14 protein-coding genes are annotated in these 17,849 nt (G+C 33.9%); 4 read left to right on the top strand and 10 right to left on the bottom strand.

Annotated features, from left to right (window positions below):
• Positions 1 to 22 precede the first annotated feature (22 nt).
• From AAA926_RS08425 to AAA926_RS08410, 4 genes are all read right to left on the bottom strand, one after another.
• A complete protein-coding gene (locus AAA926_RS08425) occupies positions 23 to 1,225 on the bottom strand; it encodes an ABC transporter substrate-binding protein (protein ID WP_338207135.1) in 1,203 nt (400 codons plus the stop codon).
• Between the two features lie 415 nt (positions 1,226 to 1,640).
• On the bottom strand, positions 1,641 to 3,125 hold the full coding sequence (locus AAA926_RS08420; protein ID WP_338207134.1) for a hypothetical protein: 1,485 nt from the start codon (positions 3,123 to 3,125) through the stop codon (positions 1,641 to 1,643).
• Between the two features lie 503 nt (positions 3,126 to 3,628).
• Positions 3,629 to 4,477: a helix-turn-helix domain-containing protein gene (locus AAA926_RS08415; protein ID WP_338212324.1), complete on the bottom strand. Its 849-nt coding sequence runs from the start codon at positions 4,475 to 4,477 to the stop codon at positions 3,629 to 3,631.
• Positions 4,478 to 4,808: 331 nt separating this feature from the next.
• Positions 4,809 to 6,395 carry an ATP-binding cassette domain-containing protein gene (locus tag AAA926_RS08410; RefSeq protein WP_338212323.1) on the bottom strand — a complete coding sequence of 529 codons (1,587 nt, stop codon included), beginning with the start codon at positions 6,393 to 6,395 and terminating at the stop codon, positions 4,809 to 4,811.
• A gap of 671 nt (positions 6,396 to 7,066) precedes the next feature.
• Here AAA926_RS08410 and AAA926_RS08405 point away from each other — a divergent pair.
• Positions 7,067 to 7,321, top strand: coding sequence for a hypothetical protein (locus tag AAA926_RS08405; RefSeq protein ID WP_109585773.1), 255 nt, complete (start codon positions 7,067 to 7,069; stop codon positions 7,319 to 7,321).
• Positions 7,322 to 7,442: 121 nt separating this feature from the next.
• Here the strand turns inward: AAA926_RS08405 and AAA926_RS08400 are convergent, their stop codons facing one another.
• From AAA926_RS08400 to AAA926_RS08375, 6 genes are all read right to left on the bottom strand, one after another.
• A complete protein-coding gene (locus AAA926_RS08400) occupies positions 7,443 to 8,291 on the bottom strand; it encodes a helix-turn-helix domain-containing protein (RefSeq protein ID WP_338207131.1) in 849 nt (282 codons plus the stop codon).
• Between the two features lie 446 nt (positions 8,292 to 8,737).
• Entirely contained in the window at positions 8,738 to 10,552 is a 1,815-nt protein-coding gene (locus tag AAA926_RS08395; protein WP_338212322.1) for an FtsX-like permease family protein, read from the bottom strand.
• Between the two features lie 51 nt (positions 10,553 to 10,603).
• Entirely contained in the window at positions 10,604 to 12,409 is a 1,806-nt protein-coding gene (locus AAA926_RS08390) for an FtsX-like permease family protein (RefSeq protein ID WP_338207129.1), read from the bottom strand.
• An 11-nt stretch (positions 12,410 to 12,420) separates the two neighbouring features.
• Positions 12,421 to 13,170, bottom strand: coding sequence for an ABC transporter ATP-binding protein (locus AAA926_RS08385; protein ID WP_338207128.1), 750 nt, complete (start codon positions 13,168 to 13,170; stop codon positions 12,421 to 12,423).
• A gap of 180 nt (positions 13,171 to 13,350) precedes the next feature.
• Positions 13,351 to 13,965 (bottom strand): ECF transporter S component, encoded by a 615-nt coding sequence (locus tag AAA926_RS08380; protein WP_081945394.1) that lies wholly within the window; start codon positions 13,963 to 13,965, stop codon positions 13,351 to 13,353.
• Positions 13,966 to 14,073: 108 nt separating this feature from the next.
• Positions 14,074 to 14,883, bottom strand: coding sequence for a DUF4931 domain-containing protein (locus tag AAA926_RS08375; RefSeq protein WP_265893554.1), 810 nt, complete (start codon positions 14,881 to 14,883; stop codon positions 14,074 to 14,076).
• 112 nt (positions 14,884 to 14,995) lie between these two features.
• On the opposite strand from AAA926_RS08375, the gene AAA926_RS08370 reads away from it, so the two are divergent.
• From AAA926_RS08370 to AAA926_RS08360, 3 genes are all read left to right on the top strand, one after another.
• Positions 14,996 to 16,207 carry a L,D-transpeptidase family protein gene (locus AAA926_RS08370; RefSeq protein ID WP_265893553.1) on the top strand — a complete coding sequence of 404 codons (1,212 nt, stop codon included), beginning with the start codon at positions 14,996 to 14,998 and terminating at the stop codon, positions 16,205 to 16,207.
• Positions 16,208 to 16,364: 157 nt separating this feature from the next.
• On the top strand, positions 16,365 to 16,703 hold the full coding sequence (locus AAA926_RS08365) for a type II toxin-antitoxin system RelE/ParE family toxin (protein WP_122025557.1): 339 nt from the start codon (positions 16,365 to 16,367) through the stop codon (positions 16,701 to 16,703).
• A complete protein-coding gene (locus AAA926_RS08360; RefSeq protein WP_265893552.1) occupies positions 16,696 to 17,787 on the top strand; it encodes a HigA family addiction module antitoxin in 1,092 nt (363 codons plus the stop codon). Before AAA926_RS08365 ends, AAA926_RS08360 begins: the two co-directional genes overlap by 8 nt.
• Positions 17,788 to 17,849 lie beyond the last annotated feature (62 nt).

Raw genomic sequence — 17,849 nt, 5'->3', positions numbered from 1 at the left:
AGCACTCCTTTCATTTTCTTATTTACTCAACACGGAATGAGTCGCTTACTTTACCGTTAGTCAATTTTTCAATAGCAATTGGCATTTCTGGATTGTGGAATTTGTCCATGGTAATTCTGCCAGTAACACCGTCAAAGTCTTTAATCTTAGCTAGACCTTCAGTAATTTTAACCGAATCATCTGATTTTTGTTCTTCAATAGCAGTTTTTACTAAGTAAACTGCATCATATGCTAAAGCTGAAAATGTAGGTGCATCTGCATGGTAACGAGCTTTATATGCTTTGATAAACTTAGCAGCTTTTGAATCTGGGTTCTTAGCAGCTACATTAGTTGAAAATGGTGTAGTGTAGTAAATATCAGTTGCGTTTTTAGCACCTGATATTTGAACAAGTTTAGGATCACACATACCGTCACCGCCAACGATTGGAGCTTTAATACCCATTTGCCGTGCTTGTTTGATGATCAAACCTAACTCTGTGTAGTAACCCGGTACATAAATAGCATCGATTTTCTTAGATTTAAATGAAGTTAAAACAGCATTGAAATCTTTATCACCTGCAGAATACGTTTGACTATCAACTATCTTGCCCTTATAAGTATCTTTGAAGGCCTTTGCTAAACCAGTACCATAATCACTGGAGTTATCAGCATAAACTGCTACTCGTTTGGCTTTCAATTTATCGGTGACAAATTTAGCAGCGCTCTTTCCTTGGAAAGTATCTTGGAAGCAAGCTCTAAAGACATAAGGCTGAACCTTGCCATTTTTTTGTCTGGTATAGTTTGGATCCGTTGCAGATGGACTGATACCGGGAACAGAAGCCTTGGTAATATTAGGAATCTCAGCGGTACCACAATTAGTAGTAGCCGGCCCTATAACTGCTGCCACTTTATCTTTAGTTGCCAGTTGTGCAGCAACCGAAGCAGAAGTAGCAATTGCGGATTTATTATCACGGATAAGCAATTTAAGCTTCTTTTTATGCCCGTTGACATTAATTCCACCGGCTTTATTAATTTCAGAAGCTGCTAACACTATGCCTTGCTTTTCAGCACTACCATATCCAGCAGCAGTACCAGACAGCTCAATGTTAATACCAACCTTGACAACATCTTTATCTTGGTGTGTACCCTTGCTTCCCCCGCTTTTTGCAACGGAACAACCAGCTAGTGCCAAGCCGGCCATTCCCACCGTCAAAACACGCAACAATCTTTTTGAAAATTTACTCATCATTTTCTCCTTTTCAAATAGCCTGGTAACTAAAAACCTCATTCATTTAATGAATGAGGCTTAGATCAGTTATTAGATAAGCCCCATTCATTAAGACGCAAACAAGGGCTTTTCATGTAAAATCACTAAAAGTAATTTAATCATGCTAAGTCCTAGACGACAACAACAAGGCAATTAAACTCTGGGCAATAATATTTTTAATGTTGGTTCGTTTATTTAAATATTTAGCTTTCATTAAAATCGCCTCCCAAAATTTAATTTAATACTTAGAATTATAAAAAAAGAACATTAGCATGTCAAGAAGTTTTTGTAATTATTTTTATCAAAGTTCTCAGTATTTTTTATTAATTCTATTGTTTTCACAGGCAAAACAAACGCACGCTGTTAAAGCGTGCGTTTTACTTACCAGACTTTTTTAAAATACTGCTTTTTTCCGCCAAAATACAACCATGATGCATAAAACAAAATAGCTTAAAGTCATGAGCATTATTGGTAACCATATTTCATAATATGCTGTTGGCAGAACCTGATTAAAGATTTTTAGACCAAACAAAGCATCAAAGACACCAAATACCGCTGGAATTAAGAACAGAAGTCCTGTTCCATAAGTGCTGCTTTCCTGCGATACTTTTTGAGTCTTTAATTTTTGATCAGCATCCCGGTTTTTCTTAGCAAATTTTATTACCTCTATTATCAAAACAGCAATCAAAGTTACACCAAATACAAATGCCAGTGAGAAGCCCAAAATTTTCATTTCTTTACTCATCCCCAAAATTAGCTGATAAGTAGCCACCTTAGAGTTGCTATAGAGGTGACTATAAGCAAGACTACTTTGAGCCTGTTTATGTTCAATTTTTAGTAAAAATGGCCAATCTCTCTCAAAACTGTTTAGCTGCACCAAAGTCAGATATTTAGTATTGCCTTTAACCTTATTTAATTCTGCAGCTGAACAAAGTGCAATTGTTTTATTTTTAAAACCATTGGGAACGAGTTCGCGAAAGCTGTTGCCTGCCAGAGAATTTTTATTCAATTGGTCTAACTTAATAGATTTGACTTGAAAATTGCGTCTGCCGGTGCTTTTGACGTACTTAACTGGATTATCTACCAATTCATTACGAACAAAATAAAAGTGCCCTTTTGTTTCTTTATAATGGTATGTTTGTTGCTTTTTAATTTTTAGTTGCGCCACATCGTTTTTAATATTGGCGGTGTTGCTGGCAATTACCCCATCATAATAAGTTCCCCTTTTAATATCTTGAGAAAAGGCATTAAAGTCATGACTTAAAGCCAGAGCGCCCATAGTCAAGGCAAAGAGTATGGAAATGATAGTAAAAACACTGGCATAATGATGGAGTCCCAGCTCCGTTTTTCCTTTAGTTAACTTAATTTTGTTAAACCAAGTTGCAGACAGCAAGCTTAATAACGAGTGGCAAAGTAAATAAGTACCTGACACAATTGTGACAAAGGCTGCCAATAAAGTATTAAACAGATTTTGACTAGGCAAATTTAGTATAAAATAGCCGGTTACTACTAGTATCAACCCTAAAACCATTTCAATTATTCTTAGTCCTGAATGTTTTTGAAAAATTGCAGATGCGTCTTCTTTTGCAGCTACACTTTTTAAAATTGTTCTGGTTAAATTATAAGTTACTACTATACCGCCAATCATTATTACAGCGGCCAGCAGCATTATCGCTTGTACGCCCCAACTTACCTGCAGAAAATCGTTAATGAAATTAAAATTTACTGCAGGTAGTTTTAGTAAGCCACTAAACAGCTTAATAATGAGGGAAGCAAGATTAAGACCCAAAATAATGCCGGTTACTATCATCAAACCGCTAATAATGAGTGTCGCACAAAGTTCTATTAGTCCAATGCGCATATTTTTTAATTTTTGCATCAAGATCACCAAACTTTCTGTTTAGCTCCTTCAAGCAGACCACCTTTTAACTTAATTATAGTTAGCGCTGTCATTTTTCAAATGACCTGGTCAGTTTCTTGAACATATTTTAATATTTGCTTTTAAACCATTATTCTTTTTTAAATATTGTTTTTTGTTAGTGTCGATTCCCTCCAGCTTGATTGCCATTTTTAAAACATTTTTCCTATCATCTTTCTTTATAATTTTTTCCTAGTCTAAACTTTATAAATAATCCATCTACAAATGCTTCATAAATATGATCATCTACTTTAGACCTAATTTTTAAATCTTCGCTTAACTTACAAAATATTTTTCCCATGTTTCTAATTAATCTAAATTGAGCCCAATAAGAATTAATTTATGTAATAAATTTTCATTTTTCTTACTCCTTTCTATTTACTTCAAGTTTATTACGATTTTATATAAGCATATAAAAAATGTCATATTTAACTCTTAATGTTTTAATATGACATTTAAAAATTTTATTTATTAGCAATCATTAGTTCTTCAAGTTCTTTACCATAACTGGGCATGCCAGCAATTTTTACACATTTAGTTATTGTTTGTACTTCATCAAGATACTTGGGATTTTGATCATAATGATATTTGATTATATTCTCATAAGCTGGAGCAATAGTTTTATAGAAAAATATATCTGGTTTTGTTTTGATTTGTTGTTCACTACTTACATAAAATGCTGTTTCTTCGAATTTTTTGTTACGAATACACAAAATCATCATATTAATAATTATAGATAAAACTAACTTCTGAATATCTATGCTACTTGAACCAATAAACTGACGTATTACTCTTTTTGAAATCAATAAATTACTATCTAAATCATAAAAACTCATAAGGTTGCAGTACAATCTTAAACTATCAGAATTAAAATGAGAAACATCAAACGTTCTTTCTTTCAATCTATCTATAACGCCACTATCAATACTGGAAAGATTTTTGTTAATTATTGCAATAAAGATATCAATTATATCTAATTTATCTTTTTTATTTGGAAAATCACTTTCTGCAACAAAATTTCGTATTTGCTGCAGATCATGCACAGAATTTTGATAATATGCTTCATTAACCATCCTATCAATTTCTAGATTTTCATCACGTACAGTCTTCGCCTGTTGGTTTAACTTACCAAAAAAATCAGTTAATGAAATTTTGTTAACGTTTAATAGTTCAATTAAATTATCTGCTGAAATGCTGCTTAAATTTTTTTCAACTTTTGCATAAAATGACGGGCTTACCACATCATTAACCCATTGCCTTTGTGTTTTCTTTTGCTGAATGCGATAGTCTTTTAGTAATTCACCAATTGTCATTTAAATTTCCTCAACTATTTGATTAACTATCAAATATTACACTTTTAAATTTTATTATAATCAAAAATATAAAAGTATCATTAAATTTAAAATAAAAATTATATGATACTGAGGTAAAAATTGGTTATTACATTCTGTCAATGTCTAATGTCTTATTGCATGCAGCTTTAAAAGTTGTAAATCAGAAAATTATCTACCCTACTATGACAAACTCTATAAACAAATATAATTATTGAAATCTCGTTTATGACCATACTAGCAGGATAAATAGCCTTCTTTTGATGTTATTCGATACCGACACTAAGTAAATACTTTTAAAATTTTTTATAATTTATTTTTTATCGTTAAATTGGTATTGATTAAAATCAACAACTACATCATACTTTTGCAGTTCTTCAGGATCGTAATGATGAATAACTTCAACAAAAGTAAAGTTTGAATCAAAAATATATTGGTGAATTGCCTTTGATGAAGTTTTATCAAGTGAAGCATTAATTTCATCCAGTAATAAAATTGGTCGATTGGCTAAAATAGCCCGTGCCACCTCAATTCTGGATAATTGGCCACCAGATAGTTGATCTGCATTGTCACCTAATTGATAATCAAATCCCTTTTCTTTAATTAATTGTCCTAACTGTAGTCCTTGACATACCTCAAGAACTTTTTCTTTAGCTATATTGGCTCCTAGAGTTAGATTAAACCAAAGCGTATCAGAAAAAATAACTGCACTCTGGCTGGAATAGGCAAACAACTTAGTAAACGATCCTGCCACTACTTCTTTATGATTAAGTATAATTTTCTTAGATTTGCCGTACTTACCATACATTAAAAATTGTAACATCGTAGATTTCCCTGATCCTGAGGGTCCGATGACCGCAATTTTTTGACCAGACTTAATATCAAGATTAATATGTTGTGCTAATACCTTATCCTGACGCATTAAATCTAGGTCTTGCACTTGCAGTTCATTAAATGCAGGATTATTGGTTTGTTCACGCTCTGCCTTATCTGCTTTTTGTATATACTGTTTTATCTTTCGCACAATTGGCTTTGTAGTAGATAGATTATTTCGTTCTTGCAGAATTTGTAAAATTGGATTTACAAATGAATTAGATAATTGCGTTATTGCAAAAAGAGCACCTAAAGTAGTTTGACCTTTAATTACTAATGCAATACCAATTGCAAACGGCAATAAATAAGTACCCATAATTGCAATTGCATTAAGAAAAGCACTGGTATTAGTATTAAGCACATTCATCTTGGCTAATTTTTCTTCTAATTGGTTAACTTTATACTGATTTTGTTTAACTGCATTATCCTGCTTATCATATAAATTAAAGGTAGCAGTACCAGATAACAAATTTTTAGTTTGATTAACATATTTATCATTAGCATTTGTCCAAGCCTCTGCAGCATTTTGAATAGGCTTTTGGAAAAAGGTGGAAACAATTGTTGGTATAACCGAACCAATAAAGAATATTATTGTAAGCTGCCAATTTAGATACAAAGCGAATACCATAGCAAATACGACGGTGTATGAATAAATCAGAATTCCTATTTCAGCATCATAGCGATTTGTTTCCAAAAGTTTAAAATCATTAGTTAAAAAACCTAAATTAGAAACATTTTCTTGCTCATCCGAGAGCATACCCCTCATCACTTTAAGCCTTAACTTAGTATTGACCTGCTTAGCAGCGTCTGCTTTAAGATAATCAAAAATTAAAGTGGCGACTAAAATTAAGATCAATAATAAAATATTTTTACCAAAAAAGACTGGAATAGCTGCAAAATTTTTAGCTGTTGCCAAATTAATTAACGAACCAACAATGTATGCTGTAACAATATTCTGCATACTGGAAATTAATCCAAAAATATTTAAACAAAAAAACTTAAAATGCGAATAATATTTATAAACCATGATTTTCTTTTCCTTTCAAAAAACCTTCGTTATTTATATAAATAATATAATTGCCTTTTTATTTTTATTAATAAAACTGTCATATTTGACGCAAATAAGGTGGATATGACAAATCCAAAAGCTAACAGAATTTATTTCCTATCGACTTTCACCTATACCAAAGTAGCTTAACATAGTATATTAATTGAAATAGAGCTAAAGCCAAGTAGCTAGCAACTTTAAAAGGTACATAAAAAATAAAGCAGTAATCAAAAAGAGGTAGGACAAAAGTCCATTTCTTTCTGATTACTACTTAAATAACCGAAGCATCTTTTCGATTAAATTGGCTAATTTATCAAAATCTTGTCCTAGCTTGCGCAATGCAGGCGTTAGACTGGTTAGTAGTAAACACTTCAGAAGAAATAAAAGTACAATCCTTCCCATGCTATCAACTTTTTTCGAGGAGGATCGAAAGGCGTACTTCACTATTCTCTCATGTGTTCTTATGCTATAATTTCAGTAGAAGAAATAAAGTGCGATCTTTGCATGCAAAAGAGGCGTACTAGGCGTCTAGGCAATCCAGTGGATTGCCTTTTTGTATATCTACACTTTGACAAGACAGTCGCTTACTGGACTGCACGAACAATCGTATTTATTTATCTTTAAAATAATTTAAAAGGTGTGACTATAACTTGAATACTACTTTAGTAATAATAATTATTTTAGCTTTAGAGCTTCTGCCAATTGATACTTGGCTTATTAAATATAATATGGTGATTGCTAAACCTATATTTTTTAGTTTAGCATTGATTGCCGTGTTTGTTCTCTCTCTAGTAGGTTTTTCAAAAGCTTTTCATTGGTATGATTATCTAATAGCGGTTATTGCATGTATTTATGAGTGGATAATATTCTTCAGAAATGCCAAAAAATCAGCAAAAGCAAACTAATTAGCTGTGCCAAAGATGATAGATTTCAATTTTATCTTGTTTAGATAATTTAGACATAAAATACCCCCAAATTTGTCCTAAATCTGGGGTCACTTCAAAATCAAACATGGCTTTTTCAAGTTTATTTATTCGCAACTAAAAGCTCTTCTAACTCCTTACCATAATCTGGCATTCCAGCTAATTTGATACTTTTAATTATTATTTCTGTTTCATCCAGATATTTTTTATCATGATTATCTTGATATTTAACTATATTATAAAATGCCGGTATCAGCAGCTTATAAAAGAAAACCTCAGGTTTTGTTTTTATTTGATCCGCATAATTAACAAATTCCTCAGTTTCTTCAAATCGCTTATTTCTAATGCAAAAAATCAGCATATTGATAATGATAGCCAAAATTTTTTCTTGTATTCTGACACTGCTTGATCCAACAAGCTGTTTTATTATCCTTTTAGATAGCAATAAGTTGCTATTCAAATCATAAAAGCTCATGAAATTACAGTACATAATTAAACCATCTTCATCAAAATTAGAAATATTAAAAACTTTTTCTTTCATTTTGTCTATAACTTCTTTATCTAGCATTGTAAGGTCTTTACTAATTACCGCAATATAGGTATCAATAAGAAGTAATTCATCATTTTTATTAGGCAATTCACCTTCAGCAACTACATCTCGTATTTGTTGCAACTCTTTTTTTGAATTTTGGTAATATGCTTCATTAATAAGTCGATTTATTTCTAATTCTTGTTGATTAATCGACTTATCTTTTTGATTTAATTTACTGAAAAAATCAATCACTGGAATTTGATTAGAATGTAGTAATTCAATTAAATCTTCAGCAGAAATCCGACTTAAATTTTTTTCTACTTTCGCATAGAATGAAGGGCTTATCACATCTTTTGCCCATTGTTTCTGCGTCTTTTTTTGACTTATCCGATAATCTTTTAGCAACTCCCCAATTGTCATTTTTATTCCTTCTAACTTTAAACTGTCAAATATGACATTCCTCTCTTTTTCATTATAACCAAAATATATCGTTAAGTTATGAAGAGAGTTAAAAATGTGACCATCTTTTTAAAGAATAAAAAATTCAGATCAATCCAACATAAAATAATGAACGCTATACCAATTTTTCGCATATTAGGGATAAAAGCGTTCTCCAATTAAGATTTTGTGAAATTAAATTTATCCACAAGAAAAAGCCCAAAATATTGGGCTTTTTTCGGGTAATTGTACAAAATTTGAGCAATTAAAAAAATCGTATCCAAAAGGACACGACTAAACGAAAAAAATAAGCATTAGTCCAAGCGACTTCTGCTTATTTTTTCATGAGATGTTGCGTGAATTCCCACCAATTAAAGAGTTATTAGTTTAATTTTGAAGACTCACTTCAAAATCCATTCTTTTTATAGTTATTTATTTGTGAGCACTATTTTTTCATATAATGTAACTGTTAACAAATAATAACCCAGATAAAGCACAATAAAAATTGTAAATGGAATCCAGATATTATGGTATGGAGATATCAGCAATGTTTTAAACAGTTGTAAGCCACAAAGGACATCTATTATGCCTAAAATTGCAGGCATGGTGAACAAAGTACCAATTTCTTTTCTGATTGAACTGCGCAATAATTGTGGCCTGGCTCCAATTTCATGTAGCATCTGGTAGCGCACCTTGTCACTAGCGGCACCACTTAAAACTTTAAACATTAACGTCGAAGCGAGCATAGTCAGAAATGCTATTCCTAAGAAAAAGCCCATAAATTCAAACGCACTGGTAAAACCAATCATATTGCTATAGTTATATGATTTTGAAGAAAGGTAAATATCTTGGTAATTGCGATTTTCCCTTAGTTGCTGTTTTTGAATTTGTTTAATCACTGGAAAATCATGGGCAAAGTCTTTGACATTAATATAACTGACGAATTTTTTCTGACCACCAAGTGTATTCCACCTCTGCGGTGAAAGTAGCTTAATTTTCTTAGGAATGCCGTTAGGCACCATTTGGCTAAAAATGCTGTTGGCAGCTGTTTCCGGTTTATCCAGTTCGGCAGTAACCAGTGTTTTCACTTTATATGTAGGTAAATTGTCTTGATTGTTATGAAAATAGATTTCTATTTCTTTCAGCGGCTGTTTTTCAAATTCCGCACGGTTAAAGTAGAGGTGCATCCCCTTTTCTTTGTAGTGATAAGTCTGCTTATTAGTAATGGTTAATTTTGCTTCTGCTTTTTTAACTGCTGGCGTCTGACTAACAATTGTAGCATCATAATAAAAGCTTTTTTGCGTCTCGTCCTTCATGGAGCCAAAATTAAGTCCCACGGTAATTGCACCTAGAGCCAAGGCAAACAGAATTGAAATCATAGTCAATATCTTGGTGTAGCTTTGCAAACGAAATTTCAACTGCCCAAGAGTAAATTCATTAATGCCACGATATGAAAAAGATTTTTTATTAAGTAAATAATTAATTATAGCTGTAAAGACACTATTAAAGACGAAGAAAGAACCAACAATAATTGTTACTAAGGCGGTGGGAATAAGAAAGTAAATATATCTGGTGGACAAAGTCATTACATAGTAACCGACTGCCAGCAAAAGCACACCGCAAATTGCTTCAATTCCCCGCAAAATTGGATGATGATTAAGATTAATGGGAGTTTGATCTTCGTGTAAAAGATCAATTACCGGTGTATGTGTAAGTTTGTGCACATTGCTCAGTGCACCCAAGAGAAAAATAATAACAAAGAAAAGCAAAGTCCCTATTATAGCGCTGGGTAATATTGCCTTAAAGTGAGTAATTTCCAGCCCTAGTTTACCTACCAGCACCTTGGTAACTATTGTGGTCAACCCAAGCCCCAGTAGTATTCCCAGCAGAACTGCTAAAAAGCCAGTTAACAGAGTTTCAGAAAAAATTAGTAAGCCAATCCGCGTGCTTTTGGCTCCAAGCATCATATACATGCCATAGTCATGCTTACGCATGCTTAACAAAAACGAATTGGCATAAACAAGATAAACCGATGTAATGATTACTAACAAAATAATGCCAAAGGTAAAAATATAAGTCAGGTATGCTGTTCTACCGTAGACATCTTTACTAATAAATACTGGGTTAGTAGCAATTGACAAGAACATGTAGAAAATCATGCTGGCAACAATTAAACCAGAAAATAATACCAGATAATCTTTTAGTCTATTCTTAATCCCCGTCACAGACAGTTTCCAAATCATTACTGCTCCTTTCTTTAATTAAAAACAAGAATCTATTTACTGCTCCCAATTTTACTCACGTTCCAGAACGATTTTTTCATACAGTTTTACGGTTAATAAGTAATAAATCAGGTATAGCACGATAAAAATTGTAAAAGGAATCCATAAGTTCTGGTATGGGTGTGGCAAGAGCAACTTAAATAGTCTCAACCCAAAGAGCACATCGATTACGCCTAATACGCCGGGCAGAAGAAACAGCACTCCAATCTCATTTTTAATAGATTGACGCAAAACTTTTGCCCTTGTGCCAATTTCAAATAACATTTGGTAACGCACCTTGTCACTAGCTGCGCCACTTAAGACCTTGAACATTAAGGTTGAAGCCAGCATGGTCAGGAAAGCGAAGCCTAAAAAGAAGCCCATAAATTCAAAACCGCTGCTGAAATTCTTGATTAACTGGAAACTACCCGCCTTGCTGGAAGTATAAATATACGAATAAGCAGGATTTTCCTTCAGTTGTTGTTTCTGCAATTTTAAGATGGTGGGGAAATCCTGATCAAAGTTTTTCACTTTTACAAAGCTGACAAACTTGTCTTGTCCTTTTTTCTCAGTCCATTTTTTTGGTGAAACCAGGCGAATGATTTTGGCAATACCATCAGGAACCATAGCACCAAAGGCATTATTAGCGTATGTCGCTGGGACGTCCAATTTCTCAGTGGGCAAATTGACCTTCTTGTATGCCGGTTTACCATTTTTCATGTAAAACTTGACGTTTTTTACCGGGTTATTGTTAAATTCACTGCGGTTAAAATACAAATATTTACCCTGCTCTTTATAATGATAGGTTTGTTCACGGGTAATAGTCAGCTTATTTTTAGCCTGCTCAACTTTAGGAGAGTCACTGATAATAGTAGTGTCGTAATAAAAATTGTCTTCAAGTTGCTCACTGAGCGTGCTGAAGTTAAGCCCTACAGTAATAGCTCCAAGTGCCAAGGCAAAAAGCAGTGAAACAACTGTCAAAATTCGCGTATAATCATGCAATCGAAATTTCAACTGGCCTAGAGTAAATACCCGGATGCCATGATAAGAAAAGCTTCTGCGGTTAAGCAAAAATCCGATTAGGGCGCTGAAAAAAGCGTTAAATGTGAAATAGGAACCAGCGACTATTGTCACCAGCGCTGCTGGAATAATAAATAAAATAGCACCGCCTGGAAGACCCAAAATAAAGTAGCCTGCAGCTAAAAGTAACAGACCCAGTATTCCTTGAATCCAGTGCAAGACCGGCCGGTGTTTGTAAGCAACTGGCTTTTGGTCATCGCGCAATAGTTCAATTACTGGCGTCTTGGTTAATTTACGGACATTTTTTAAAGCTCCGAATAAGAACATGATAATGAAGAAGATAATCGTCCAAATGATAGCGCTAGGTAAAACAACCGCAAAATGTTTCACTGTCAACCCTAAACGAGATATTAACAGCTGTGACACTATGGCAGTGAGGCCAAACCCGAGCACAATACCCACTAGTGTAGCTAAAATGCCAGTTATTAGAGTTTCCAAAAAAATCAGCAAACCAATTTTGGTACTCTTAGCTCCCAGCATCATGTACATACCGTAATCATGTTTGCGCATGCTCAACAAAAAAGAATTGGCATAAACAAGGTAAACCATGGTAATGATTATCAGCAAGATAATACCAAAGGCAAAGGTGAACCGAACATAGCTGCTTGGTGCTGAAATATCGTTTTTGATAAAAGTAGGGTTAATTGTAATTGTAAGGAACATGTAAAAGATCATGCTGGCAACAACCAAGCCGGAAAATAAAACCGCATAATCTTTAAAACGACTTTTGATTCCCGTTAAGGACAACTTCCATACCATTTTAGTTCTCCTTATTCGTCAGTATCTAAGTGGTCGATTAATAGATGGTAAAATTCTTGTCTGGACTGACTGTTTTTCAACATTTGCTCACCAATCTTGCCGTCTTTAATAAATAAAATGCGACTGGCAAAACTGGCAGCAAACGGATCGTGCGTAACCATCAGAGTGGTAATACCATCGTTTTGATTCAAATCAGCCATAGTATAGAGCAATTCGCGGGCGCTCTTTGAATCTAAGGCACCCGTCGGCTCATCGGCAAGCAAAATTGCAGGTTCATGTACTAACGCCCTGGCAGCTGCCACTCTCTGTTTTTGCCCACCTGATACTTCAGCGGGATACTTGGGCAAGATTTCTTTGATGCCTAGTCTAGTTGCAATTTTGTCAACCAGCGGATCAATTTTTCTGGGAGAAATACCCCTTAAACTTAAAGGTAAGGCAATATTTTCACGATTAGTTAAATTTTCCAGCAAATTAAAGTCTTGAAAAATAAAGCCGATTTGCTTACTTCTAAAGTCAGCTAATTGATTGGCATTTAAAGTGCTGTTATCCTCATGGTTAATAAAAACATTGCCTGTTGTCGGTTTGTCCAAAGTTGACAAAATGTTAAGCAAAGTTGTTTTACCGGAACCAGAGGCGCCCATAATGGCCACAAATTCACCTGAATTAACCGCGAAATTAATACCTTTGAGAGCCTGGTACTGCTTTTCGCCCCGCTTGCCGTATGTCTTAGTAACTTGGTCTACTCGTAAAATTTCAGTCATTAGTAAAATCCTCTTTATAATACTTCTGTACTATTTATCTAATACACTAATTCCATTACTAACTTTTGTCAATAAAAAAATAAGCCTCTCCGACTTTGAAAGACTTATCTGCATACTTTTTCCTTGTTTTTAGCGGTCAATTAAGAATATTAAGTTTTTCTTAAAAACACTTCTATTTTCTTAGCCTACTCTGCGTAACACCTTGTTGAGCGGCGTTACAATAATCGGCGTCACAATTGCAGTGAATACTGCCTCAACCAGACCATTCAGACCTAGGGCAATTATTAACGCTGTAATTAAAGGCGTCCCCTGAGCGAAGCTGCCCAAATGGCCTAGCAGTTTGGCAGAGTTGCCCATGAAAACCAGACTGGTTAGTAGAATTACAAAAACAGTGTTAGTTAAAGAAGTCACTGCTCCCGCAACCGTGTAGCTTACTTCTTTAATGCTATTTTTCTTTTTAGCAGTTAATTTTCCAATCAGTCCTGGAAAAAGCCCCGCCAAAACACTAGGAATTACGGCAATCGCAAAGTTCTGAAAGAGCATCAAGCTGACAATATCGCCTGGTTGCGTATATGCCTGCACCATACGGGCAATACCCCAGAAAATACCAAAAAATGTGCCGGCAATTGGTCCCATAAGCAAAGAATAAATGGAAACAGTCAAAGGAATAGTAGTTATAGCCGGCAAAGTTGGCAATATGCGAATATAACCGATATTAGGAATGAAAGTTTGCAATAAAAAGATTGCGACAAATATGGCAGTAATAGCCAGGTTCTTAGTTTCTTTTCTGCGCATTTGCGTCCTCCTTAAAAAAACACCTTGCTATTATATTGCTTAGAATTATTTGTCGCAAATATTATCTCTGCTAAGTATTAGTTTTAATAATAATTACTTTAATAAAAACTATATTTTAAATCTTTTCTCTAAAACTGATCCAGACTCAAAAAAGCGCTTAAATTTTTCAGCTTCCGTAAGTAATTTTTCCCGATTATCTACCTGTGAAAGCTTATAGCCAACAAAATATGGCGAAGCTGTGTAGCGCAAAATCAATTTCGCACAAATTCCCTGATCAAAACGCGGATAAAAGAACAAATTGTAGGAGTCACAGCGACCATTGGACAAAACTTCCAGCATGTATTTAGCTCCGCTTTGAATCCAGTCAGACCAGTCATCAATACTTTTTTCATCAAGCAGATTGAAATCTAATTCGATATAGCCTTGAATCGGATGGGTGGCAACGTTAACCTCCAGCCCGTTGTTGTTAAAAATACTAATGCCTTCAAAATTATTGGGCTGAAGATACTTATAGCCGTTCATCTTTTTCAAGCCAACGATTTGCATGTGCGGGTGCTCAAGTGAACCTCCAGAATTTTTGCCAAAATTCTTGTACCACAATACCGAACCAAACTCAGGTGAATCATTCATTTGCTTAAAACATGACAGTGAAAAGCGCATCAAAGCCCGATTATATTCAGGTGAATAGGTAGTGATATCTCCCGTATGTTTATTGGATTCAATCAAAACTGTCTGAACAGTATCCAGCAATGTCGGATATTTGTTATCCAGCCAGATCATCCCTCCCTGCCTTTTTATAATATTAGTCAGTTCCGCCACATTACAAAAGGGACAACCAGAATTATTTTTCACTTTACGGTAAGAATTAGGCTTTTCTTTAGCTATGTTAACATCAAACACTAATGGGTCATTTTCCATTGGGCAATCCCTCCTAAAAAATTTTCTTAAATCTTGCATTTTACTAGAGCCGCAATAGATGGTAAACTGTAACCGCAATTATTTTTTAAAAAATTCCAACGGTGGTAGAACTATGCAATCAAAAAGAAATTTAAAAAAACACAATAACCGCAATAACTTATTTCTGATTATTATCGGAATTGTTCTGATTTTAGCAGTTATATTTGGCGTGGTTCTATATAATAATCACGTTGAATCGCAAAAGCAGGCTAAAGCATTCGCTATTAATCATTTTAACCCTAATGTTAATATTTATGGAGTCGAAGTTGGAAACTTAACAATTAATAAAGCAACAGCCAAGATTAATCGGAAAGCCAACAATATTGTTTCCCTAGAAAATGGTAAAGTTGCAATTGAACGCGATCCCAGCATTGATACGATTAAGAAAAAGGAAGTTGCCAATTACTTCAAAAAACAGCATACAACGATGCCAGACAAGCAAAATTATGAATACCGCAATACTGACTTAGATGCTGCCAATAAAAAAATGCACGCAGTCAGTCATGCTGTAGTCAATTACCATGTTGCCGGCAAATTTTATCAGCTTAAAGCTCAAAGTCTGATTAACCAGGCAATTTACAAAAAAGGCAAATATTCATTTCTTAACTCGGAAAATTTAACAGCAAAACTCAATAAAATTGATCAGGAAGTTGCAACTATTCACCAAAGTTACAAGTTCACTGTGCCAAAGGGCAACAAAGTTGCAGGAAACAAAATTACCGTCAAAAACCAAAGCTATGGTTGGGGTGTTCATGTCAAAAGGGCTCAAGCAGCTGTCGAACAAGCATTTTTAAACGGGACTAAAAATCTTGATGGTAAAGATTACATCTATGGCCTGGGTTATAGCACTTATGGCTTAGGCTATGGCAAAAACAATCACGGTATAGGGAATAACTATATTGTTGTTTCACTTAAAAAGCAGGAAATGTGGATTGTAAAAAATGGCAAATTAGTCGTACACTTGAATGATATTGTCACTGGTACGAGAGATGGCGTTAAGGGTAACAGTACCCCTCAAGGAGTTTGGTATATTCACTATAAGCAAGGTCATGCTGTATTGCGCGGACGCAATAACGACGGCTCTAAATATGCTTCACCAGTCAGATACTGGATGCCATTTACTTTAAGTGGCTGCGGTTTTCATGATGCCAGTTGGCGCGGCGATTGGAGTAAAAAAGCTTATTTACGTGGGGGTTCTCATGGCTGCGTTAATATCAAGCCTAGAGAAATAAAACAAGTCTGGCATAATGTAAGCAAGCATGAACCGGTAATTATATACGATTAAGTAATTTAGTAAGCAAAATAAAGAACAAGAATTAAAAACTTGTTCTTTTTTTGTTATGAATGTACGTTACGAATATTGTTGCAACCATTGACTTTCACGCTAAATAGCAATAGTATTAAATTACCTAATAGGTAATTTAAAGGCTTGTGGAGGAAGTATGCTTATTAATTACAAATATAAAAAGGTTGAAAAACAGTGTGAATCTCTGAAACAAGCAAAAAAATATTTACCAGAAAAGGTCGCCAAAAAGTTAATAAAAAGAATTAATTTTATCAAAAGTTCAGAAAATTTAGCATCAGTGATATCCTTTAGACCTTTAAGATTTCATAGCTTAAGAGGTGACAAAAATGGTTTTTATGCAATGGATATTGATGGCAAAAAATGTGAATATAGGATAATATCTACTTTTGATGGGTATAAAAGGGAGCAAGTTTTTACTGAGTCTAAATCTATAACTATTATTGAGATAACGGAGGTTAGTAAGCATTATGAGTAACGAAATTGAATATAAAGATCTAATCGCTTTCCATCCGGGTTCTTATGTAGAAGAAATCGTGGAAGACTTAAATATTACACAAGCTGAATTTGCTGCTAGACTTGAGGTATCGCCTAAAACTATTAGTAAAATAATTAATGGAAAAGAAAATATTACATCTTCAATTGCCAATAAACTGTCTAAGGTGACTGGTATATCAATAAAAACATGGTTGAATTTGCAAGCTAACTTTGATTCAAAAATTGAAGAAATTGAAAATGAAAAGAATCAAAATGAAAAGAAAGTTTGCAATTGCATTAACTTTTCTTATTTAGAAAGTAATGGCTATATTGCTAAGAAAAGATATAAATTAAAGCAAAAAATTGAAGTTCTACATAAATTACTTAACCTTTCAAATTTAACCAGACTAGAAGACTTCAATGCTGCAGTGAGCTACCGGCGTTCAACCTCAACCAACGAGAGAAAATCTATAATCTGTTCGAATGTTATGCTCGAGCTTGCGACTAACAATGCTCGTAACAAGACAGCTAATAAATACAATAGGGAAAAGTTGTCAAAAATACTACCGACTATTAAAAAAATGATTTTAGAGGATCCTGATCTGTTCTACCCTAAACTAAAAAAATTATTATTAACTTGCGGTATAGTTTTAGAAGCTCTGCCAAACCTTCCAGGAGCAAGACTAAATGGAGCCACTAAAAAATTCAAAAACGGTAGTGTATTGCTTCTAATTACTGATAAAAATAAGTATGCTGATATTTTTTGGTTCTCATTGGTTCATGAATTGGGACACATATATTACGAAGATTTTTATTCTGGATACAAGGATAAAAATCAATATCAAGAAAAAGAAAGGAAAGCTGACCAATTTGCTACAGACTTCTTCATCTCCCAAAAAGAATATAAAAGCTATGTAAGCGAAGGAATATTCACCAGTCGCACAATTAAAACATTTGCTAAAAAAACAAAGGTATCTGCTGGAATAGTAGTAGGTCGCCTGCAATCTGATGGATTAATTAACTTTAGTCAATTCAACAAACTCAGAGATAAGTATGAGATCTCATTAAATACGTCAAAAGGATAACTAAAAACCAAAAAATTAGTTAAGGATAACAAAACGCACACAAAAGTATTTTAAAACATTGT

This window comes from Lactobacillus juensis, assembly GCF_036246285.1.
Taxonomy (GTDB): Bacteria; Bacillota; Bacilli; order Lactobacillales; family Lactobacillaceae; genus Lactobacillus; species Lactobacillus juensis.
The sequence above is the reverse complement of the archived record's forward strand: the minus strand, read 5'-3'. Positions and strand labels throughout refer to the sequence as shown.